The organism is Nonomuraea sp. NPDC049709 (assembly GCF_040674815.1).
GTDB lineage: Bacteria > Actinomycetota > Actinomycetes > Streptosporangiales > Streptosporangiaceae > Nonomuraea.
The window spans coordinates 76,304-96,534 of sequence record NZ_JBFANM010000027.1; the positions used below are offsets into that span (position 1 = coordinate 76,304).

At 70.8% G+C, this 20,231-nt stretch carries 19 protein-coding genes; 12 read left to right on the plus strand and 7 right to left on the minus strand.

Annotation, left to right across the window (positions count from 1 at the left end; all coding sequences use genetic code 11):
• Positions 1-49 precede the first annotated feature (49 nt).
• Complete coding sequence (locus AB0J69_RS26850) at positions 50-1,243, plus strand: cytochrome P450 (protein WP_364122516.1); 1,194 nt, start codon at positions 50-52, stop codon at positions 1,241-1,243.
• An 8-nt stretch (positions 1,244-1,251) separates the two neighbouring features.
• Here the strand turns inward: AB0J69_RS26850 and AB0J69_RS26855 are convergent, their stop codons facing one another.
• Genes AB0J69_RS26855 through AB0J69_RS26865 form a run of 3 tightly spaced genes read right to left on the minus strand, consistent with a single transcriptional unit; the run spans position 1,252 to position 4,309 of the window.
• Entirely contained in the window at positions 1,252-2,070 is an 819-nt protein-coding gene (locus AB0J69_RS26855) for a carbohydrate ABC transporter permease (RefSeq protein ID WP_364122518.1), read from the minus strand.
• The gene (locus AB0J69_RS26860) at positions 2,070-3,008 is read right to left on the minus strand and encodes a sugar ABC transporter permease (RefSeq protein ID WP_364122520.1); all 939 of its coding nucleotides are present in this window, start codon (positions 3,006-3,008) and stop codon (positions 2,070-2,072) included. Before AB0J69_RS26860 ends, AB0J69_RS26855 begins: the two co-directional genes overlap by 1 nt.
• A 2-nt stretch (positions 3,009-3,010) precedes the next feature.
• Positions 3,011-4,309, minus strand: a complete 1,299-nt coding sequence (locus tag AB0J69_RS26865) for an ABC transporter substrate-binding protein (RefSeq protein WP_364122522.1) — start codon at positions 4,307-4,309, stop codon at positions 3,011-3,013.
• Positions 4,310-4,426: 117 nt separating this feature from the next.
• Between AB0J69_RS26865 and AB0J69_RS26870 the strand changes: the two genes are divergently transcribed.
• Together AB0J69_RS26870 and AB0J69_RS26875 are read left to right on the plus strand one after the other, a co-directional pair.
• Positions 4,427-5,365, plus strand: coding sequence for a carbohydrate kinase family protein (locus AB0J69_RS26870; protein WP_364122524.1), 939 nt, complete (start codon positions 4,427-4,429; stop codon positions 5,363-5,365).
• Positions 5,362-6,630, plus strand: a complete 1,269-nt coding sequence (locus AB0J69_RS26875) for an alpha-glucosidase/alpha-galactosidase (protein ID WP_364122526.1) — start codon at positions 5,362-5,364, stop codon at positions 6,628-6,630. The genes AB0J69_RS26870 and AB0J69_RS26875 overlap by 4 nt, the downstream gene beginning before the upstream one ends.
• A 54-nt stretch (positions 6,631-6,684) precedes the next feature.
• On the opposite strand, the gene AB0J69_RS26880 is transcribed toward AB0J69_RS26875, so the two are convergent.
• Both AB0J69_RS26880 and AB0J69_RS26885 read right to left on the minus strand, forming a co-directional pair.
• Positions 6,685-7,464: a DeoR/GlpR family DNA-binding transcription regulator gene (locus AB0J69_RS26880; protein WP_364122528.1), complete on the minus strand. Its 780-nt coding sequence runs from the start codon at positions 7,462-7,464 to the stop codon at positions 6,685-6,687.
• Positions 7,465-7,472: 8 nt separating this feature from the next.
• Positions 7,473-8,771 carry an alpha-glucosidase/alpha-galactosidase gene (locus AB0J69_RS26885; RefSeq protein WP_364122530.1) on the minus strand — a complete coding sequence of 433 codons (1,299 nt, stop codon included), beginning with the start codon at positions 8,769-8,771 and terminating at the stop codon, positions 7,473-7,475.
• A gap of 497 nt (positions 8,772-9,268) precedes the next feature.
• Between AB0J69_RS26885 and AB0J69_RS26890 the strand changes: the two genes are divergently transcribed.
• The 6 genes from AB0J69_RS26890 (at position 9,269) to AB0J69_RS26915 (ending at position 15,532) form a co-directional block, all read left to right on the plus strand.
• Positions 9,269-9,589 carry an RNHCP domain-containing protein gene (locus tag AB0J69_RS26890; RefSeq protein ID WP_364122636.1) on the plus strand — a complete coding sequence of 107 codons (321 nt, stop codon included), beginning with the start codon at positions 9,269-9,271 and terminating at the stop codon, positions 9,587-9,589.
• Between the two features lie 90 nt (positions 9,590-9,679).
• The gene (locus AB0J69_RS26895) at positions 9,680-10,294 is read left to right on the plus strand and encodes a hypothetical protein (protein WP_364122532.1); all 615 of its coding nucleotides are present in this window, start codon (positions 9,680-9,682) and stop codon (positions 10,292-10,294) included.
• A 398-nt stretch (positions 10,295-10,692) separates the two neighbouring features.
• Positions 10,693-11,154 (plus strand): helix-turn-helix domain-containing protein, encoded by a 462-nt coding sequence (locus tag AB0J69_RS26900; RefSeq protein WP_364122534.1) that lies wholly within the window; start codon positions 10,693-10,695, stop codon positions 11,152-11,154.
• A 196-nt stretch (positions 11,155-11,350) separates the two neighbouring features.
• Positions 11,351-13,597 (plus strand): LuxR C-terminal-related transcriptional regulator, encoded by a 2,247-nt coding sequence (locus AB0J69_RS26905; protein WP_364122536.1) that lies wholly within the window; start codon positions 11,351-11,353, stop codon positions 13,595-13,597.
• A gap of 113 nt (positions 13,598-13,710) precedes the next feature.
• Positions 13,711-13,977, plus strand: a complete 267-nt coding sequence (locus AB0J69_RS26910) for a hypothetical protein (protein WP_364122538.1) — start codon at positions 13,711-13,713, stop codon at positions 13,975-13,977.
• A 31-nt stretch (positions 13,978-14,008) separates the two neighbouring features.
• Positions 14,009-15,532, plus strand: a complete 1,524-nt coding sequence (locus tag AB0J69_RS26915) for a nitrilase-related carbon-nitrogen hydrolase (protein ID WP_364122540.1) — start codon at positions 14,009-14,011, stop codon at positions 15,530-15,532.
• Positions 15,533-15,636: 104 nt separating this feature from the next.
• Here the strand turns inward: AB0J69_RS26915 and AB0J69_RS26920 are convergent, their stop codons facing one another.
• Complete coding sequence (locus AB0J69_RS26920) at positions 15,637-16,062, minus strand: hypothetical protein (protein ID WP_364122542.1); 426 nt, start codon at positions 16,060-16,062, stop codon at positions 15,637-15,639.
• A gap of 262 nt (positions 16,063-16,324) precedes the next feature.
• Between AB0J69_RS26920 and AB0J69_RS26925 the strand changes: the two genes are divergently transcribed.
• Entirely contained in the window at positions 16,325-17,197 is an 873-nt protein-coding gene (locus AB0J69_RS26925; protein WP_364122544.1) for an aldo/keto reductase, read from the plus strand.
• Between the two features lie 78 nt (positions 17,198-17,275).
• On the opposite strand, the gene AB0J69_RS26930 is transcribed toward AB0J69_RS26925, so the two are convergent.
• Positions 17,276-18,589: a serine/threonine-protein kinase gene (locus AB0J69_RS26930; protein ID WP_364122545.1), complete on the minus strand. Its 1,314-nt coding sequence runs from the start codon at positions 18,587-18,589 to the stop codon at positions 17,276-17,278.
• Positions 18,590-18,745: 156 nt separating this feature from the next.
• Here AB0J69_RS26930 and AB0J69_RS26935 point away from each other — a divergent pair, with 156 nt between their 5' ends.
• Positions 18,746-19,168, plus strand: a complete 423-nt coding sequence (locus AB0J69_RS26935) for a helix-turn-helix domain-containing protein (protein ID WP_364122547.1) — start codon at positions 18,746-18,748, stop codon at positions 19,166-19,168.
• 402 nt (positions 19,169-19,570) lie between these two features.
• On the plus strand, positions 19,571-20,134 hold the full coding sequence (locus AB0J69_RS26940) for an NAD(P)H-dependent oxidoreductase (protein ID WP_364122549.1): 564 nt from the start codon (positions 19,571-19,573) through the stop codon (positions 20,132-20,134).
• The last annotated feature ends 97 nt before the right edge of the window (positions 20,135-20,231 follow it).

Below are 20,231 nucleotides of genomic sequence, written 5' to 3' on the forward strand. Positions count from 1 at the left end.
GATCGCGGACGAATAATGGGGTTCCAGGAGCGTTCTAGGAGGAGACGACATGAGCGATTCCGCGGCACTACCCCTGTTCATGAGCCGCTCGGTGTTCGACCCGGACCCCGAGCTGGCGACCGTGCGGGAGGCAGAGGGGGTGCGGCGGGTGAGCACCATGTTCGGGCAGGATGCCTGGATGGTCACCCGGTTCGCCGACGTCAGGGAGGTGCTCGGCGACCCGGCCCGGTTCAGCAACGCGCAGCGGACCGCCCCACGGCTCCCGGGCGTGGAGCTGACCGACGAGCAGATCACCCGGATGCGGGCGGGCAACCTGCTGGCCTTCGACCCGCCCGAGCACACCCGGCTGCGCCGGATGCTGACGCCGGAGTTCACGATGCGCCGGATGCGCCGCCTGGAGCCGCGCGTCAAGGACATCGTCACCGAGCACCTCGACGCGATGGAGGCCGCGGGCCCGCCGGTGGACCTGGTCAGCGCGTTCGCGCTGCCGATCCCGTCCCTGGTGATCTGCGAGCTGCTCGGGGTGCCGTACGCCGACCGCGGCGACTTCCAGCGGCGTACGGCGAAGGCGCTCGACCTGTCGCAGCCCGTCGAGGAGCGCGTCGCGGTCCAGCTGGAGTCGCGCGCCTACATGACCGAGCTGGTCGCCCGCGCCCAGAAGGACCCGGGCGACGACCTGCTCGGCATGCTCGTACGCGAGCACGGCGACGACCTGACCACCGACGAGCTGATCGGCATCGGCGGCCTGCTGCTCCTGGCCGGCCACGAGACCACCTCCAACATGCTCGGCCTCGGCACCCTGGCCCTGCTGCGCCACCCCGACCAGCTCGACCTGCTCAGGAACGAGCCCGCGCGGATCAACGCGGCGGTGGAGGAGCTGCTGCGCTGGCTCAGCATCGTGCACTCGGGCACGTTCAAGTTCACCACCACCGAGGTCGAGCTGTCAGGCGTGCGCATCCCCGAGGGCGAGCTGGTGGTGTGCGCGCTGCCCGCCGCCAACCGCGACCCGGCGCTCGTTCCCGACCCCGACCGGCTCGACGTCGCCCGCGGCGACCTCGGCCACGTGGCCTTCGGCCACGGCGTGCACCACTGCCTGGGGGCGCCGCTGGCCAGGATGGAGATGCACCTCGCCTTCCCGGCGCTCTTCGAGCGCTTCCCCGGCCTGCGCGAGGCCGGGCCGCCCGCCGAGTTCCGCGCCTTCAACGTCGTGTACGGGCTCACCTCCCTCCAGGTGGCCTGGTAGCCGCGGCCTCAGCCCTTGAGCCCGCTGAACGTCATGGTCGCCACGAACTGCCGCTGAGCCACCACGAACGCGATGATGAGCGGCATCGTGGCTACGACGTTGCCGGCCATGAGCAGCGACCACTGCGTGTGCCGGGTGCCCTGGAAGTTGGCCAGGCCGAGCTGGATCGTGTAGAGACTCTCGTCGCTGATCGCGATCAGCGGCCAGATCAGGTCGTTCCACGAGCCCAGCAGGGTGAACACGGTGAGCGTCGCCAGGGCCGGCCTGGCCAGCGGCAGCACCACCCGCCAGAACACCCCGAACGTCGAGCACCCGTCGATGCGGGCCGCGTCCTCCAGCTCGGCGGGCAGCGACAGGAAGAACTGCCGCATCAGGAAGATGCCGAACGCCGACGCCAGCCACGGCACGAACGCCGCGGCCAGCGTGTCGACCAGGCCGAGCCGGCTGAACATGACGTACGTCGGGATCATCAGCAGCTGGGTCGGGATCATGATGGTCGCCAGGATCACCAGGAACCCGGCACCCTTGCCGAAGAACTTCAGCCGCGCGAAGCCGTACCCGGCCATCGAGCACAGGATCAGGTGCGAGACCACCGCGACCGCGGCCACGATGATCGTGTTCAGCAGCCAGTGCAGGGCCGAGGACTCGGTGAACAGGCCGATGAAGCCGTCGAGCTGCAACCGGCTCGGGATGAACCGGGGCGGGAAGCGGTTGATGTCGCTGTCCGGCATGAACGCGGTCAGCACCATCTGCACCAGCGGCAGGGCGAACAGCAGCGCCGCCGGCATCAGCAGCAGGTGCCAGGGGCTGAACGGCAGGCGTCTCATCAGAAGGCCTCGATCTTGCTGCGCCGGGAGTAGAGGATCATCCCGACGGTGATGAGAATGGTCACGGCGAACAGCCCGTAGGCCACGGCCGAGCCGTAGCCGAACTTGGTGAGCTTGAACGCCTGGGTGTAGACGTAGTAGACGATCGTCTGGGTCGCGCCGAGCGGGCCGCCCCTGGTCGTGGTGAAGACCAGGTCGAACAACTGCAGCGCGGTGATCGTCTGCCAGATGGAGGTGAAGACCGTCACCGGGCCCAGCGCGGGCAGCGTGACGTTCCTGAACACCTGCCAGCGGTTGGCGCCGTCCATCCTGGCCGCCTCGACGACGTCCTTGGGGATGTCCTGCAGCGCGGCGAGGTAGACGACCACGGTGAACCCGACCTGCCCCCACAGCGCGATCAGGCAGATCACCGCGAGCGCCTGCGACTGGCTCTCCAGGAACTGCTGCTGCGGCAGGCCCAGGGTGCGCAGCACGCTGTTGGCGGCGCCGTACTGGGGGTTGAAGACGAAGTTGGCCAGGATGCCGGTGGCCGCCGCCGACGCCACGAACGGGACGAAGATGCACGTACGGTAGAAGCCGACCAGCTTGATCGGCCGGTTCAGCGCGACGGCGATGAGCATCCCGAGGAAGATCGACGACGGCACGAACAGCAGCGTGAACACCACCGTGTGCTGGACCGCCGACAGCAGGTCGGGGTCCTGGGCCATGAGCTGGTAGTTCAGCCAGCCGATCGGCTTGGCCGGGGAGATGCCGTTCCACTTCTGCTGGGAGATGAGGAACGCCCACACCGCCGGGAAGATCGACAGGCCCACCACGATCGCGGTGGCGGGGCCCGCGAACCCCCACCCGACCAGGGTGCGGTTCAGCCACCGCACCCTGGTCGCAGCGGCTGCCGTCCGGTGCGCGGCCGGGCGGCGCCCGGCGAACAGCAGCGACATCGTCAGCCCCCGGCCAGGGCCTGGGCCGACTTGGTCGCCGCCTCGTCCAGCGCGGCCTTGGGCGTGGCCGCGCCCTGCATCGCCTTGGCGATGGCCTCACCGACGTATCTGGACATTTCCACGTATCCGCTGACCGTGGGCCGGGCCTGCTTGGCGTTCGCCAGGTTGTCGACCAGCTTCTCGACGCCCGGGAACTCCTTGACGTAGGTCTTGTACTCGGGCATCGACGTCTCGGAGGTGCGCAGCGGCAGGTTGCCCTGGGCCAGGTTCCACTGGGCGTCGCCCTCGGCCGAGGTGAGCCACTTGATCAGCTCGTACGACCAGTAGGCCCGGTTGGCGTCGCCGTTGTCGAACAACGTCCACAGGTCGGGGCCCGACACCGTCTGGTGGTCGCCGTTCGTGCCCGGCAGGTGGGCCACGCCGTAGTCGGTCTTCTTCTCCTTCAGGTCGAACAGCGTCCACGGGCCCGAGATGATCATCCCGATCCGGCCGTCCGCGAACAGCGGCGCGTACCGCTCGTCGGTCTGGTCGAGGTAGACGCTCTTGTCGTCCACCGCCATCGCCCGCAGGAACTCCAGCGCGTCCACGCCGGCCTGGGAGTTGAACGCGGCCTTCTTCTGGTCGGGCGTCAGGACGCTGCCGCCGCGCTGCCAGAGCAGCGGCCAGAAGTGCCAGGTGGTGTCCTCGGAGGCGCTCACCGAGTACGCCGTCCCGTACACCTTGGCCGCCGGGTCCGTCAGCTTCTTCGCCGCCGCCCTGAAGTCGTCCCAGGTCCAGTCGTCGGTCGGGTACGGCACCTTCTTGGCGTCGAAGACCGTCTTGTTGTAGAGCAGCGCGAGGTTGTCCACGATCGCCGGGAAGCCGATGACCTGGCCGTTCGGCGTCGCGGTGGTGCGGGCCGCCTCGGGGAACTCCTCCCACTTGACGGCCGGGTCCTTCACCTTGGCCGTGAGGTCGAGGGCCTTGCCGGACTCCTGGAGCTGCGAGGCCCAGCTCCCGAAAGCGTACGAAATATCGGGATACACGCCGCTGGCGAAGCCCGCGGAGAGCTTCTGCAGCAACTCGTCGGTGGTGGACGCGCCCGAGGAGACCTCGATGGTGACGTTGGGGTGCTGCTGGGTGAACTTGGCCGCCAGTCCCTCAAGGATCTTCTCGGCGTCGGCGGTCTGGCCCGTCCACCAGGTGAGCTTCACCTTCGCCTGCGGGTCCACCGTCTTGGGGCCTTCCTGGGACGACCCCCCGCAGCCTGAGGCCGCCAGGATGATCGCCGCGACCAGGGCCACCGCGGTTCTTCTTCGCACTGTGGATGCTCCTCCCGGAATGTTGGAGCCAATCATGGTTACTTTCGAAGTCTTGTCAATACCTTCGAAAATCCGCAAGGGTTGACAAGCTTTCACAACTCCTGGGACTGTGCCGTGGTGTCCAGAACGACCTTCGACCTTCTTGTCGTAGGCGACGCCAACCCGGACGTGATCGTGTCGGGTTCGCCTCGCCATCCCGAGTTCGGCCAGCGCGAGCAGCTCGTCCCCGCCGCCGGCCTGGTGCTCGGCGGCTCCGGCGCGATCACCGCGTACGGCGCCGCCCGCCTCGGCCTGCGCACCGCGTTCGTCGGGCGGGTGGGGGACGACCCCGCGGGGGCCTTCGTGCTGGACGCCCTGCGCGGCGGTGGCGTGGACGTGTCCGCGTGCGCCGTCGATCCCGCCGTGCCCACCGCGATGACCGTGGTGCTGGTGGACGGCGACGACCGGGCCATCCTCACCGCCCCCGGCTGCCTCGACCGGCTCTCCGCGACCGACGTGCCGCCCGGGCTGATCGAGCGCGCCGCGCACGTCCACGTCTCGTCGTACTTCCTGCAGCCCCTGCTGGCCGCCGGGCTCGCCGGGCTGTTCGGCCTGGCCAGGGCCGCGGGCGCGTCCACCTCGCTCGACACCAACGACGACCCGGCGGGCCGCTGGGCGGGCCTCGACGAGGTGCTCCCGCTCACCGACGTCCTGCTCCCCAACGAGTCCGAGGCCCTGGCCATCGCCGCCGCCGTCTCGGGCGTCACGGAGCGCCTCGACCTGGAGCGGGCCGTGCGCGAGCTGGCCGCCCGCGGCACGCTGCCCGTCGTCAAGCGCGGGGAACGTGGCGCGCTCGCCTTCGCCGACGGCGCGCTGGTCGAGGCGCCCGCGCGGCCCGCGACCGTGGTCGACGCCGTCGGCGCCGGAGACAGCTTCAACGCCGGCCTGCTCGCCGCGCTCCTGCGCGGACTGCCGCTGAGCCGGAGCATGGGCGTGGCCGTGGCCTGCGGCACCCTTTCCACCCGCGCCGCCGGGGGCACCGCGGCGCAGCCCACCTGGGAGGAAGCAACCTCATGAAGAAGATCGTGTTCGTCGGGGCGGGGAGCGTCGTCTTCACCCACGGACTGCTCGCCGACCTGGTCAAGTTTCCCGAGCTGCGCGGCATGCGCATCGCGCTGCACGACATCGACCCCGAACGCCTCCAGGTGGCCGAGGCCGTGTCCCGCCGCATCACCGAGGGCGCCGCCACCGTCACCGCCCACCTCGACCGCCGCGAGGCGCTCGAAGGCGCCGACTTCGTGATCAACATGGTGCAGGTGGGCGGCTACGACGCCACCGTCACCGACTTCGAGATCCCCGCCAGGTACGGTCTGCGGCAGACCATCGCCGACACGATCGGCGTCGGCGGCGTGTTCCGCGCGCTGCGCACGTTCCCGCTGCTCGACGCGCTGGCCGCGGACATCGCCGCCGTGTGCCCCGACACGCTCCTGCTCAACTACACCAACCCGATGGCGATGAACGTCTGGTACCTGTCGGGCAAGGTCAAGAACGTGGTCGGCCTGTGCCACTCGGTCTACTGGACGATGCGGGGGCTGGCCGAGCTGGTGCAGGTCCCGTACGAGGAGATCTCGTACGTCGCGGCCGGGGTCAACCACCAGGCGTGGGTGCTGCGCTTCGAGCGCGACGGCGAGGACCTGTACCCGCGCCTCGACGTGGACGACCCGGAGCTGCGGCGGCGGGTCCGGGTGGACATGTACCGGCGGCTGGGCTACTACCCGACGGAGACCAGCGAGCACTCGGCCGAGTACGTCCCGTGGCTCATGCACCACGACTCCGAGCTCGACCGGCTGCGCATCCCGGTGGGCGAGTACCTGCGGGTCAGCGAGGAGAACCTGGCCGAGTACAAGCGCACCCGCGACCTCGTACGGCACGGCGGCGAGCTCGACATCGCCGGGACCGACGAGTACGCCCCGCAGATCATCCACAGCATCGTCACCGGCACGCCCCGCGTCGTCTACGGCAACGTGGTCAACGACGGGCTCATCTCGAACCTGCCGCACGGCTGCGTGGTGGAGGTGCCCTGCGCGGTGGACGCCACGGGGGTCCGCCCCACGGCGATCGGCGCCCTGCCCCCGCAGTGTGCCGCTCTGAACAGGAGTTATGTCAGCGTCAATGAGCTCACTGTACGTGCCGCGCTGGAGGGCGACCCCCGCCATGTCAGGCACGCCCTGATGACGGACCCGAACACCGCCGCCTCACTCACGCTCGACGACATCTGGCGGATGGCCGACGACCTGACCCGTGCCCACGGCGACCTCCTCCCGGAGGCACTGCGCGCGTAACCGGATCGCCCCCGGAGCGCTCGGCGGGAGATCCCGGCGCCCTGCCCGCCGCGCTCAGCGGGCGATCTCGACCTCCAGCCCCTTGTCCCGCAACGCCGCGACACATTCGGGATCGGCCGAATCGCCCGTGATCAGCAGATCGATCTCCCCGATCGCGCAGATCGGCGCCATCTCCACCACACCCAGCTTGGACGCGTCCGCCACCAGGATCTTCCTGGCCGCGGCGCGCAACATGCGCTGCTTCATCTCCGCGTCCGGCAGGCTCACGTTCGTCACCCCGCCCGCCGCGTCCACCCCGCCGCAGCCCAGGATGACGGTGTGGGCGCGGATGCCCTCCAGCAGCTTGCCGCCCAGCGGATCGACCAGCGAGTGCTGCTGGCGCCGCAGGCTGCCGCCGGTCACCACCACCGAGATCCTCGGCAGCGCCGGCTCCAGCTCCAGCGCCGTGCGCAGCCCGTTGGTGAACACCGTCACCTCGGTCAGGTCGGAGCGCGCGACCAGCTCCCTGGCCACGTAGGAGGTCGTGGTCCCCGCCCCCATCAGCACGCTCTCGCCCGAGCCGACGAGCCCGGCGGCCACCTTCGCGATGAGCGACTTCTCCACCGCCGCCGTGCCCAGCGACAGCTCGAACGACGGCTCGACGTGCGGCGCGGGCCCGGCCGACACGGCGCCGCCGCGCACCCGCCGCACCTTGCCTTGCTCCTCCAGCGCGTCCAGGTCCGCGCGGACGGTCACGCTGGACACCCCGAACGCCTCGGCCAGCTCCGCGACCCGCACGAACTCCTGCTCGGTCAGCATGGCCAGCATGCGCTCGCGCCGGACCTCGGTCGGCATCGACTCCATCATGCACGGACCGCCGGCGGCAGCAGGTCGCCGTGCGCCTCGATCAGCTCGTCGCAGAGCCGCTCGATCTCGGGCAGCGGCAGCGTGGCCGCCGTGTTCGGGTCGAGCATCGCCGCGTGGTAGATGTGCGTACGGTCGCCGTCGAGCACGGCGCGCACGGTCAGCTCGACCACGTTGAGGAACGTGCGGTTGAGCGCGACGAGCTGGACGGGCAGGTCGCCGACGGCCCGCGGGCGCACCCCGGCGGCGCCGACCGCGGCCGGCACCTCCACACAGCACCCGTCGGGCAGGTTGCCGATCAGGCCCCGGTTGGCCAAGTTGACGTAGATCTCCTTCTCCTCGCCGGTCAGCATCGCCAGGATCATCGCGGCGGCCGGCTCCTGGTGCTGCCATCGGATGAGCAGCGGGTGGCCGGCGGACAGGGCGCGCCGCGTCTCCTCGTAGAGGTGCAGGCTCTTGCCCACGCGGCGCAGGTATTCCTCGACCGGCACGCCGAGCCGGCTCGTCTCCTCGGGGTGCCGCATGATCCACGGCACGTATTCGGCCGCGTGCTCGCTCGACTGCGTGGGGAAGTAGCCGAACTTGCGGTAGAGCTCCGCGCGTACGTGCCGCCTGAGCTGCGGGTCGGCCTCCAGCACGGCGTCGAGCTCGGGATAGAGCGACCGGCCTGCGGCCTCGAAGCGCAGCACGAACGACTGGTGGTTGAGCCCGGCGCTGAGGAAGCTCACCTCGTCCTCGTCGCGCCCGACCAGGTCGGCAAGGTACGCGTGCGTGTCGCACACCGAGTGGCACAGCCCGGCGAACCGCTCGAACCCGGTGGCCTCGTGGACCGCCCACCCGGTCATCGCCATCGGATCGCTGCAGCTCAGCAGCCAGGCGTCGGGGCACTCCTCGGCCATCTGGGCGGCCAGCTCGACCAGCACCGGGATCGTGCGCAGGCCGCGGAAGACGCCGCCGATGCCGATGGTGTCGCCGATGGTCTGGCGCAGGCCGTACCGATGAGGGATTTCGAAGTCGCGCAGCGTCGCCTCGAACCCGCCGACGTCGAGGTGGCTGACCACGAAGTCGGCGCCCTTCAGCGCCCGCCGCCGGTCGAAGACGCTGCGGATCTTCGCGCCCGCGCCCGCCTCGCCGTCCAGCGCCCGCACGAGCGTCTCGGTCGTCGCGAGCCTGCCCGGGTCGTCGTCGTGCAGCACGATCTCCAGCTCGCCGTGGAGCGAGGGGGCGAGCATCAGGGCGGAGACCACGCGGCGCGTCAGTTCCACGTCACCGACCCCGATGAAGACGATCCGCGCCATCCACGAAGTATCGCACGCCTGCCACCCCGGCCAGCCCCCCGACGAACCGGGGCGAGGCCGGCGGAAAGCCGCTTGCCCGTCCGCCGCCGGCCATGTTGTGATCTGCGATGCCTAGTCGCGTCCGAGATGAGGAGGGGTGGTGCGCCGAGAACATGCGGCCGGCCCTGCCGGGCTCTGAGGTCAGGGGACGACGCCGACGCCAGTGAGGTCGGGACGACACCTACCGCCGGCGGCTGAGGAGGCTCGGCCGACATTGACCGGGACAATCAGGCAAACCCGGTCGTGGTACGGATCCGTGGGATGAGAACGCCGCGGTGAAGCAGGAGGCGGAACTAATCGCCGACCCCTGACGAGGGGGAACCGGCGGTGAACCGGTCCCTCGCCCGCATCGAGCCTGGGAGCCGTCGAGCCGGGCCCGTCCCGGCCGAGACGGAGAGAACGAAACGGAACCCTGCGCTCCGGTTGAAGATCACTTCTTCGATCCGGAGGCGGAGACCATCGGCAGGGCTGCCCAGAACCAGGGCTTCACGTGTGACAACTGCGGCGCCGTGGTGGTGCCGTTGAGCAACGGGAGTTACCGCAATCACTGTCCCACGTGCTTGTGGTCCAAGCACGTGGACCTCGAACCGGGCGATCGCGCGGCGGCCTGCCGCGGGCTGATGCGCCCGCAACGGATCGAGCACCGTGGCCGCAAGGGGCCGGTGATCGTTCATCGTTGCGTGGCGTGCGGTTTCGTCCGGCCCAATCGAGTCGCCGACGATCCCGGGCAAGGCGACGACATCGACGCGATCATCGCGCTGATGCTCGGCGGCGGGTGAGGGACCGATGCGGCGTCCACGCGAGTGACCGGCCTCGGAACCACTCGCGTGGACACCGGTCCGCGCCGGGCGGCCGGGATAATCGTGGACGTGATCGTCATCGACCCCGTCCTGGAGCTCTCCGCAACGGCGGACTTCACCTCCTGGCCGGTCACCGAGCCGCCCGGCGACGCCTTCCTGACGCTCTCGGGCCGGATGACCCCGGCCGAGGTCGGCGCCGCGATGGCCGTCATCTTCCGCTACCACGACATCCCGACCGAGCCGGTAGCCGATCTGCACCACCTGCTGGACCGGCACCTGACCGAGGCCGAAGCCCTGACCGTCCCGGGCGGGTTACGCGTCAGGGACACGACCACCGGTGCCGAGATCCAGCCGGGCTGCTGTTGCGGCCTGGAAGACTGGCGGGAGTGGCGCAACGTCCTCCGCGAGGAGGACGTCTGGCTCGGGCACTCTCCCGGCACCGACCTCGAGCACGTCGCCGGCGCCGTCCGGCTCCGCCAGGAGAACGGACCGTCGTCCCCGGTGCTCGTGGAGATCCGCCTCGACGACCTGCCCGCCCTCCTCGCCACGGTGCATCTGCAGCTGCGAGGCTTCCTCGGTCTCGTCCACGACTGGGCCGCCGAGACCACCTCACGCGCCGCCGCCCGCCTCGTCACCGTTCTCGACGAGAACCTCGAAATCAGCGGGCCGCTCGAACTCGCGTGAGTATGCGGGAGGATAGCCGGACTCCAACGGGGAGGTGCTGCAGCACGTGCTGTTCGGAGACCTCACCCGATTCGTGCTCCAGGCTCATCGGCAGGACCAGGAGGAACTGGTCGAGCGGTGTCGTTCGTGCAGAACGTCGGTCCGTGGGATCCAGAGGTCGCCGATTTCATCGCCCCCTGGCCGGACGATCTGCGCGCGGAAGCAGAGCGGCAGGGATGGCGACCGCCGGGCTGAGCGGCGGCACCTGCCCTTGCTGCGACGCGGTGGGGTGCTGGCGGTGGCGCAGGGCGTGGTGCTCGCCGCGACCTTGCAGTCGTCAGCGTCGTCGTGGAGGCGGCCGTGTGCTTCCGCTGAATCTCTGAGTACATTAACAATATTCATCTGGTGAAGGGGGCAAGGTGACCGCCCATCAGAAGGGCTCTTACCCGGCGGACGAGCCGGCCTGCTCGATCGAACGGAGCCTGCAGATCCTGGGAGAGCGGTGGACGTTCCTGATCCTGCGCGAGATCTTCCGGGGTAGGCACAAGTTCGCGGAGATCAGGGACGCCCTGGGCATCGCTCCCAATCTCTTGAGCGCTCGGCTGAAGACACTCATCGGTGCCGGGGTGCTGCGCACCGTCTCCTACAGGGAGCCGGGCAGCAGGCAACGGGAGAGTTACCACCTCACCGAGGCCGGCGCGGATTTGCAGGTGGTCCTGGCCGCCTTGCAGCAGTGGGGCGACGTCCACCGCGCCCGATCGGCCGGGCCCTCGGCCTTGCGGAGGGCGCGCTCCACCGGCGAGCCGGTGCGAGTCGCGTTCGTCGACACCGCCGGCAAGGAGGTGGCCGGCGCGGACGTGCTTCTCGACGTCCGCCCCTGAGGCCGGTCCTCGCGCCGATGCCGGTGCGAATGTGGTGCAAGCCGTTACTCGGGGCATTCAGACATCGCGGTTGGCGGCTGATAAACCGTTCCCAACAGCTCGTCCTACGATGGTGGCGATCGGCGACGGCCGTACGGTGCGGTTGTGTGAGACAGGCGGCTGACTCAGGGTGACAGATCCAGCGCATGACCGGCCCGTGCTGGCAGGCAAGCTGAACCCGCCCTGGACGCGTCCCACAGCGGTGTCACGGCGGCGGTTGCTGGGCATGCTCGACGACGCTCTCACGCCTGTGACCGTGGTCATCGGGCCGGCCGGCTGGGGCAAGACGACCCTGCTGGCCCAGTGGGCCGGCCGTGACGCAGGGCGGCCGCTGGTCGCGTGGGTGACGCTGGACGAGACCGACAACGACCCGGTGCGATTCTGGACCTACGTCATCACGGCGCTTCAGCGTGCCCGCCCGGGCGTCGGGGCGGAGGCGATGGCTGCCCTGCGCGTCCCCGGTCTCGAGCCGCTCGATGTCGCGGTGCCGAGCCTCATCAACGACCTGACGGCCCACAACGCCCAGCGCGTAGTCGTGCTCGTGCTCGACGACTACCACCTGATCACCGACCGCAGGATCCACGAGGCGGCCGAGTTCCTGCTCTCCTACCTGTCGGCGGCGATCCGCGTCCTGATCGCCGCGCGCTTCGACCCGCCGTTGCCGCTGGCGCGCCTGCGCGCACGTGGACAGCTCACCGAGATCCGTGCGGCCGATCTCGCGTTCGCTCCGGAGGAGGCGATCGGCCTGGTGGCCGATGTGGGCCGGGTCGCGCTCGGCGCCGACCAGGTCGCGGGGCTCGTCGACCGTACCGAGGGCTGGGCCGCCGGGTTGCACCTCGCGGCCCTGGCCCTGCGCGGCGCGGCCGATCCCGTACGCCGTGCGGAGGCCATCCGGGGCGACGACCGCCACGTCGTCGACTACCTCGGCGCCGAGGTGCTCGCGCGCCTGCCCCCCGACCAGCGGCACTTCCTGATCCGTAGCTCGGTGCTCGACCGCATGACCGGTCCGCTGTGCGACGCCGCGCTCGACTGCGACGGATCGGCAGAGCGACTGGACGCGCTGGAGCGGGCCGGCTTGTTCGTCGTGCCGCTCGACGAGCAGCGGGAGTGGTACCGCTACCACCGGCTCTTCCGCGCCGCGCTGCGCCAGGAACTGGTCCGCGTGGCGCCTGACGGCACGCCCGGGATTCTGCGGCGGGCGGCGGCGTGGTGGCATGCGCACGGCGATGTGGAGACCGCCGTCCGCTACCTGATCGCCGCCGGTGACCAGCGCGAGGCGGCCGACCTGCTGATCGCAGCGGACGACGAGTTCCTCGACGGGGGCGCCGCCGCGACCTATCTCCGGCTGGCCGAGGCCCTCGACGAGGCGCTGGTTCGGGCCGATCCGTGCCTGGCGATCGCGATGGCCGCCGCAGCCGGCTTCAGCGGCAGAGCGGATCGGGCCGACCGGCTCCTGGACGCCGCGGAGGCTGGGCTGACCGGCGACGACCGGCCACCGCGCGGGTGGACCAGCGCCCGCGCGGCCATTGGCACGCTGCGGGCGACGTTCGGACCGGCCGCGAAACTGGCCGCCGCCGTCGAGGAAGCCCGGCGCGCCGTCGAGTTGGAGCACGATCCCACTCGCGACGGCTACGTGATCTCGAGGCTGACGCTGGGTGTCGTCCTGGCCGGGCTCGATCGGCAGGCCGACGCGCTGGCGTTGCTCGGCGCGGCTCGGCGGGGCGCGGATGCGCTTGGCGCGCCGGTGTTCACCCGGCTGATCGCCGCCGGAGCGCTCGCCATGTGCCTGCTCGACGAGGGCCATGTCGATGACGCCAGGTCGGTCGTCGCCGAGTCGGCGCCCGCCGCCGCCGGGCTCGAGGCGGCGCTGAGCGACGCGGCCGGCGGCGCGCTCGCGCTGTTGCGGGCGGCCGAGGGCAGGCTCGCCTACGAGGCGGGACGGCCGGACCTCGCGCGTACGACGCTGGAGCGGGCGGCGCGGCTGGCACGGGCGGCGGCGCATCCCTCGCAGACCGCGCGCGTCCTGGTCACCCTGGCCGACGCGCTGCTGGCGACCGGTGACCGGGCGGCCGCACGCGCCGTGCTGGCCGAGGCGGCCGAGATCGCCGGCACCGACACCGTCTTCCCGGGAACGCTGCGGCGGATCTCCGCGGCGGAACAGCGCATGGGCCGCGGCGCGGCGCGTGCCGCCCGGGGCGACGGGCGGCTGTTCGAGGAGCTGACCGACCGCGAACTGTCGATGCTCCGCGCGCTGCAAGGCCCGCTGTCACAGCGCGAGATCGGACAGGAACTGTACCTGTCGCTGAACACGGTCAAGGGCTACACCAGGAGCCTGTACCGCAAGCTGGATGTGGCGTCGCGGCTCGACGCCGTGCGGCGGGGCCGGGAGCTCGGGCTGATCTGACGCGCCGGCCATCGCCGCGCCCGCGAACGAGGTGGACGGCGTGGAGCCCCACCCCGGGTGGAATCCGGGGGCGGGTGGAGACGGCACGCACTGGTGCGACGGATGCTGTCGCCATGAATCACCACTGCCGCATTGAGGTCGAGGGACCGCTGCCCGCGGGCCTGCGCGAGGAGATGTCACGGCGGTTCGGGCCGGTCCAGGTGCGCCATGACCGGCGCCGGACCGTGCTCAGCGATCTGACCTTGGACCAGGCCGGCCTGCGTGCCCTGCTCGATCTGCTGTGGGACGCGGGCGTACGGGTGCGCGCCGTGTCGACCGCCGATCCCGGCACCGACTCCGGCGTGGTTCAGGAGGATCCGCCGTCGGCCGACCAGGGGTGATCCCGAACCACAACCGTCAGGAGGACCATTCATGGCCGCAACCGAGGTCGCCCGTCAACCGCAGGCCGGCTCCTGCCCTTCGGCCCGCCACGGCCGTACGTCCTGGCTGTGGCTGGCGCTGGGCGCCGGCCTGCTCCCTTTCACCACCTTCCAAGCAGTGATCCCGGCCGCCGCGTGGCTGGCGCCGATCTTGCTGCTGCGCTTTGCCCGGACCCAGCGCGCCCTCGTCGCGCTGCCGGTGCTGGCGCTGGTGGGCTACGGCGCGACGCTCGTCGCGATGCGCGGTTTATGGACACCGCCCGCGGTGTACCTGTTGGCGCTTCCCGGCCTGGGGATCTTCCTGCCCTACGCCGCCGACCTGCTGGCCGCCCGGCGGCTGCGTGGTCTCGTGCACTCGCTGGTGTTCCCGGCGGTGGAGACGGCGACCGCGTTTCTGCTCAGCCTCGATCAGGGCAGCGCGTTCGGCAGCTGGGGGACACCGGGCTACACGCAGGTCACTAACCTGCCCCTGTCCCAGGTGGCCTCGATCACCGGCGTCTGGGGTCTGAGCTTCCTGATCCTGTGGACCGCGCCGGTCGTCAACGACCTGTGGGAGCGGCGCCCCACCCGTCCGCTCGTGCTGCCGTACTGCGTCGTGCTGCTGGCGGTTCTGTTGTACGGCGGGGCGCGGCTGGCGTTGTTCCCGGCATCCTCCCCGACCGTGCAGATGGCGGCCCTCGCCCCCGACCGCGAGCTCGACGAGGCACGCGAGGCGGCGGCCGTCCGCTCCGGCCCGCGCACCGAGCCGGAGCGGAACCGGGTCACCCGCCTGCACCTGACGCCGGTGCTCGACGACCTGTTCACCCGGACCCGCCAGGCGGCACGCGCGGGCGCGAAGGTGGTCGCGTGGTCCGAGGCCGCGGGCTACCTCTTCAAGGAAGAGGAGGCCGCCTTCCTGCGACGCGCCGCGGGGGTCGCGCGCGAGGAGGGCATCTACCTCGCGGTCGGCGTGATCGTCATCCTGCCGGGTACGGGCGACCCGACGAACGAGAATCGGTCGATCCTCATCGACCCGTCCGGCCACGTCCGCTGGGACTATGCCAAGGCGACCCTGGTCCCCGGCGACGGCAACGCCCTCGGTCCCGGCATCCCACCGATTGTGGACACGCCGTACGGCCGCCTGTCCACGGTCATCTGCTTTGACGCGGACTTCCCCTGGCTCGTCCGGCAGGCGGGCCGCGCGGATGTCGATGTGCTGCTGGTGCCGTCGAGCGACTGGGGGCCGGTCGGTCCCGTGCACGCCGACATGGCCGTCGTACGCGCGATCGAGAACGGTGTGTCGATCCTGCGTCCGACCAGGAAGGGCACTTCGATCGCCATCGATCCGCAGGGACGCACGCTCGCCATGGCCGACTACTTCGTAGGCGACGACCAGACGATGACGGCGTCGATTCCCACTGGGGGCACACCGACTCCGTACGTCGCCGCCGGTGACGCCGCCGGATGGGCCTCGATCGCCGGCCTCGTCATCCTCGGCGCCGTTGCCCTGATCACCCGCCGCCGGAGGAGGCGCTGAACGGCATGTACGTACCGAGCGTGTCCGTCTCGGGCATCACCCCCCGCACCCCGGGGCCCTTCCACGGGCTTCCCCGGCATGTGCTCGCCCGATGCCCCGGACGTTCACGCCGTCGGCCGACGCTTTTCTTGGGGGCCGGTCACGCCCAAGGAGTCGGAGCTGCTCTTGAAGGGCGTGGTCAAGGCGGAACCGGCGAAGCCACCGCCCACGGCGCTGAGCCGGACGCGGACCGACGCCTTCGGCCGAACGCTGATCCGGAGCCGGGCGATCGACATCTCCTCGACCAGCTGACCGGTCCACACCCCAAGTGGAAGGGCAACGCCCTGCTCAGTCCGGCCCGGATCGCGATGGCGGGCCAGTCCCTCGGAGGAGCCGCCGCCCCGGAGACCATGCTGAAAGACTCCCGCGTGCGCGCCGGGATCAACATGGACGGCAGGTTCTTCCTCCCGATACCCAAGAGCGGACTGGCCCGACCGTTCATGCTCATGGGCGAGCCGGAACTGCACACCCCCGAAGGCAAGGTTCTCCACGGAGGCAGCGGGCAGCCGTGCCCCGCGAGCAAGGCGGAAGCCGCGGGATGTCTCGCTGCCCGCCGGCCAGCACCTCGGCCTGCCGGCCGGTCGCTGAACGCCCGAGGGCCACGGGGCTTTGCCGGATGTTGAGGTAGGGCGCGGGGCCACCGGGCAGGCACGGGATGGATATGCGGCAGGGGGTGCCCGGCCAGTGGGCGTCCGGTCCTCCATCGCCGGGCACGCCCAGCCTTGGCGGGCAAGCAGAGAAAGGAACCCCGTGATGACTTCTGTGAGGGCCGACGCGTCCGGCCAATACATGATCGACGATGCTCTCCCCGTCAACCGCCTCGGCTACGGGACCATGCAGCTGACCGGCCCCGGCGTGTGGGGGCCGCCGGCCGATGAGGACGAGGCCGTGCGGGTTCTGCGCCGGGCGGCGGAGCTCGGCGTGACGCTCTTCGACACCGCCGACTCCTACGGCCCGCTGGTCGCCGAGCCGCTGCTACGGCGCGCTCTCGCCCCGTACGACGAGAACATCGTCATCGCCACCAAGGCAGGGCTCACCCGGCAGGGCCCCGACACGTGGACACCCGTCGGCAGGCCGGCCTACCTTCGCCAGCAGTGCGAGATGAGCCTGCGCATCCTCGGAGTCGAACGGATCGCGCTGTTCCAGTTGCACCGCGTCGATCCGGACGTGCCCCTCGAAGACCAGGTCGGCGAGCTGAAGACGCTGAAGGACGAAGGGAAGATCGCGCACATCGGCCTGTCGGAGGTGAGCGTCGACCAGATCGAACAGGCCCGCGCCATCGCGCCGATCGCCTCCGTGCAGAACCTGTACAACCTGGCCAACCGCACCGCCGAGAACGTGCTCGACCACTGCGAACGCCACCACATCGCCTTCATCCCGTGGTTTCCGCTGGCCACCGGCGGCCTGGCGAAGTCCGGTGGACCGCTTGAAGCCATCGCCTCCCGGCTGTCGGCCACGCCGTCACAGCTGGCGCTCGCGTGGCTGCTCCACCGCTCACCGGTCATGCTGCCCATTCCCGGCACCTCGTCGGTCGATCATCTGGAGCAGAACGTGGCCGCCGCGGGCCTGCAGGTGACCGATGACGACGTCACCGAGCTGACCGCGGCCGTCACGTCGCCAGGCTGACCTCGGCGATACACACCCGGTGAGGGCACCTGCTCCCGTTCCGGACGGCCGAAGCGGCGGGCTCGGCGAGCGACGGCCTCATGGGGCCCACGGCACCGGGTCACCTGGGCCGCCGGTCTCCTTGGCACAGCCGGCCGAGGCAGGGTCGGGGGCCGCCGGGATCTGACGAAGCGGATGAGCGGCAGGGCCGCCGGTCACGCAGGCCGGCGGCGTGGCGGAACCGCGCGTCCAGCGATCCTGCGCGTCCGCCGGACTGCCGGACACGGATGAGAACAGCAGCGTGCCGGCCGTGGCGACCACAGCCGCGCCGGCGGCCACGATCGCGACGCCGCGACGCCGGCGATCGGCCCTCGAGGACGCGGGAGCGGTCGGCGCCGTCGTCGCCGAAGCCGGCGATGCCGCATGCCTGCCCTCCGCCCGGCCCCGCCCAGAACCGCCGGCGGCGCGATGCTCATGACGGCGCTCATCAAGGCGCTCAGGACGGCGCTCATTACGGTGCTGATGACGCTGCTGACGGTGCCGATGACGGCTGGCAGGCCGGACGTCGAGCGCGGGACCGGTACCGCTGACGGCGGATGCCGGCTCCCGGTCCCCGCCGACGAGATCGCACAGCACGTCCACGGCCGCCGGACGAGCCGCCGGATTCTTGGCCAGGCACGCCGCCACCAGCCGGCGCAGCTCGTCGGGCAGGCCGGAAAGGTCGGGCTCGGCGTGCAGGACGGCGTGGAGCGTCGCCGGCACGGTACCGCCGGCGAAGGCCGGTCGGCCGGTGGCCGCGAAGACGATCGTGCCCGCCCACGAGAACATGTCGGAGGCGGGAGTGAGCGGCTGGTCGTCCAACTGCTCCGGCGCCATGTACGCCGGCGTGCCCGCCGGCTCGGTGGAGCCGGTGGTGGCGTCCAGCGCGAACGCGATCCCGAAGTCGATCACCACGGGACCTTCCGGGCCCATGATCACGTTGCTCGGCTTGAAGTCGCGGTGCACGATCCCGGCCGCGTGGATCGAGGTCAGAGCGGTCAGCGTGGTGACCGCCAGCCGCTCCAGCCCGCTGCCGCTCCGCGGCCCGCCCTCCTTGACCAGCGTCTCCAGCGACGGCCCCGGAACGTATTCGCTGATGATGTACGGACGCTCCTGGGCGAACCCGGTCTCCAGAACGCGGGCCGTGGAGAAGGTGGCCAACCGCTGGGCGATCTCCGCTTCCCGGCGGAACCGTTCCCTGACGTGGGAGTCGGCGGCGAAGCAGGAGTGCAGCATCTTGATCGCCACCTGCCGCCCACCGGTCGACTCGCCGAGGAAGACCGCGCCCTGGCCGCCTTCGCCCAGCCGTCTCACCAGGTGGTAGCCGCTGACGTGTGCCGGGCCTCCGGGGTCCGGCACAGGAAGATCCTGCATGGTAGGTCACCTCTCCTGATCGTGCCGTGCTGCTCAGTCCCGGGCGGTCATGGCAGGCTCCTCCGGGAGTTACTTTTGGTCACTGATGTACTCTTCGATAACCGGTAACAGCAACGTGACCTGGTCACTTTCAGGTGACGGAGGAGGCGGGAGCCCATGTCGCACCAGGCTGAGGCGGACAGGGTGCTGCGTTCGTTGGACAGGACGTGCCTCGAGCACGACCCCGATGTGCTCCGGTCCGTGCTGGACCGAGTGGGTGACAAGTGGAGCCTGATCCTCATCGGGTTGCTCGAGAAGGAGCCGATGCGCTTCACCGAGCTGCTGCGGACGGCGCCCGGCATCTCCCGCCGCATGCTGTCGCTGACGTTGCGCAGCCTGGAGCGTGACGGGCTCGTCAAGCGCGTGGTCTATCCGGAGATCCCACCCCGGGTCGAATACGAGGTCACCCCGTTCGGGCGCACCCTGTCCGAGCCCGTCCTGGTGCTCGCCCGCTGGGCGGCCGACAACCAGGACACGATTCGCGCCAACCGCCACGCCTTCGACAAGGCGGCCGGCCACGACACCGACGATCTCGACTGAGCCCTGGCCGGTTCACCCGATGTGACCACGGTGCAGTTGAAGTTACCGATCACCGGCGTGTAGTCAGTACGTGGAAGTCACTGAGGCCGGCGGCGAGCGCCTGCTCCAGCCGTCGGCGCACGTACGGGAGATGATCGGTATGTTTTCGCCCACCCGCTGAGCCGATCGACGGTTCAGCTATGACCTGCCGACCGGGCAGGTGATTCAGAGTTCCGGCCGGCCCCGCGAGGTCCCGCCCTGTGCGGCGCTCACCGCGGACCCGCCGCTTCGATCGCGCGCACCCCGCCGCGTCATGCTCCCGCTCCAGCCCTGCTCCGGGGCTTCCTTGGCGACCCCGCATCACGGGTCACCTGCCATCTCCACATGTCTACCGCAACACACCCCTGGTGAAAGGACCATGCGATGACCCGCATCGGCATCATCCTCGGCAGCACCCGCCCCGGCCGCAACGGCGAACAGGTGGCGCACTGGGTGCTGGAGCACGCCTCCCGGCGCACCGACGCCGCCTTCGAGCTCGTGGACCTGCTGGACTACCCGCTCCCGCACCTGGACGAGCCCATGCCGCCGGCCTACGGCCAGTACCAGAACGAGCACACCAAGGCGTGGGCCGCCAAGATCGGCTCCTATGACGGCTTCGTCATGGTGACGCCGGAGTACAACCACTCCACCTCGGGCGTGCTGAAGAACGCCATCGACTACCTGTTCGCCGAGTGGAACCACAAGGCCTTCGGCATCGTGTCCTACGGGAGCGTCGGCGGCGCCCGGGCAGCGGAGCAGCTGCGGTTGATCGGCGGCGAGCTCAAGCTCGCCGACGTACGCACCAACGTGGCCCTGTCGCTGTTCACCGACTTCCGCGACTTCAGCAAGCTCGCGGCCGGTGAGCACCAGGTGGCGGCCCTCACGACCATGCTCGACGAGGTCGTCGCCTGGAGCCGCGCCCTGGCCCCGCTCCGCCAGGCCGCCTGAGCCCCGGGGGGGGCCGGGGCGGTGCCCCCCCACCACCCCCCCCGGCCCGCCCCACCCCCCCCCGGGGTCCGGGGGCCCCCGCCTAGGTTGGAGAGGA

Excerpts from the sequence above, each read along its gene's own strand:
- AB0J69_RS26850 (WP_364122516.1), top strand. The coding sequence starts at position 50 with ATGAGCGATTCCGCGGCACTACCCCTGTTCATGAGCCGCTCGGTGTTC.
- AB0J69_RS26855 (WP_364122518.1), bottom strand. The coding sequence starts at position 2,070 with ATGAGACGCCTGCCGTTCAGCCCCTGGCACCTGCTGCTGATGCCGGCG.
- AB0J69_RS26860 (WP_364122520.1), bottom strand. The coding sequence starts at position 3,008 with ATGTCGCTGCTGTTCGCCGGGCGCCGCCCGGCCGCGCACCGGACGGCA.
- AB0J69_RS26875 (WP_364122526.1), top strand. The coding sequence starts at position 5,362 with ATGAAGAAGATCGTGTTCGTCGGGGCGGGGAGCGTCGTCTTCACCCAC.
- AB0J69_RS26880 (WP_364122528.1), bottom strand. The coding sequence starts at position 7,464 with ATGCCGACCGAGGTCCGGCGCGAGCGCATGCTGGCCATGCTGACCGAG.
- AB0J69_RS26885 (WP_364122530.1), bottom strand. The coding sequence starts at position 8,771 with ATGGCGCGGATCGTCTTCATCGGGGTCGGTGACGTGGAACTGACGCGC.
- AB0J69_RS26910 (WP_364122538.1), top strand. The coding sequence starts at position 13,711 with ATGAATCACCACTGCCGCATTGAGGTCGAGGGACCGCTGCCCGCGGGC.
- AB0J69_RS26915 (WP_364122540.1), top strand. The coding sequence starts at position 14,009 with ATGGCCGCAACCGAGGTCGCCCGTCAACCGCAGGCCGGCTCCTGCCCT.
- AB0J69_RS26925 (WP_364122544.1), top strand. The coding sequence starts at position 16,325 with ATGACTTCTGTGAGGGCCGACGCGTCCGGCCAATACATGATCGACGAT.
- AB0J69_RS26930 (WP_364122545.1), bottom strand. The coding sequence starts at position 18,589 with ATGCAGGATCTTCCTGTGCCGGACCCCGGAGGCCCGGCACACGTCAGC.
- AB0J69_RS26935 (WP_364122547.1), top strand. The coding sequence starts at position 18,746 with ATGTCGCACCAGGCTGAGGCGGACAGGGTGCTGCGTTCGTTGGACAGG.
- AB0J69_RS26940 (WP_364122549.1), top strand. The coding sequence starts at position 19,571 with ATGACCCGCATCGGCATCATCCTCGGCAGCACCCGCCCCGGCCGCAAC.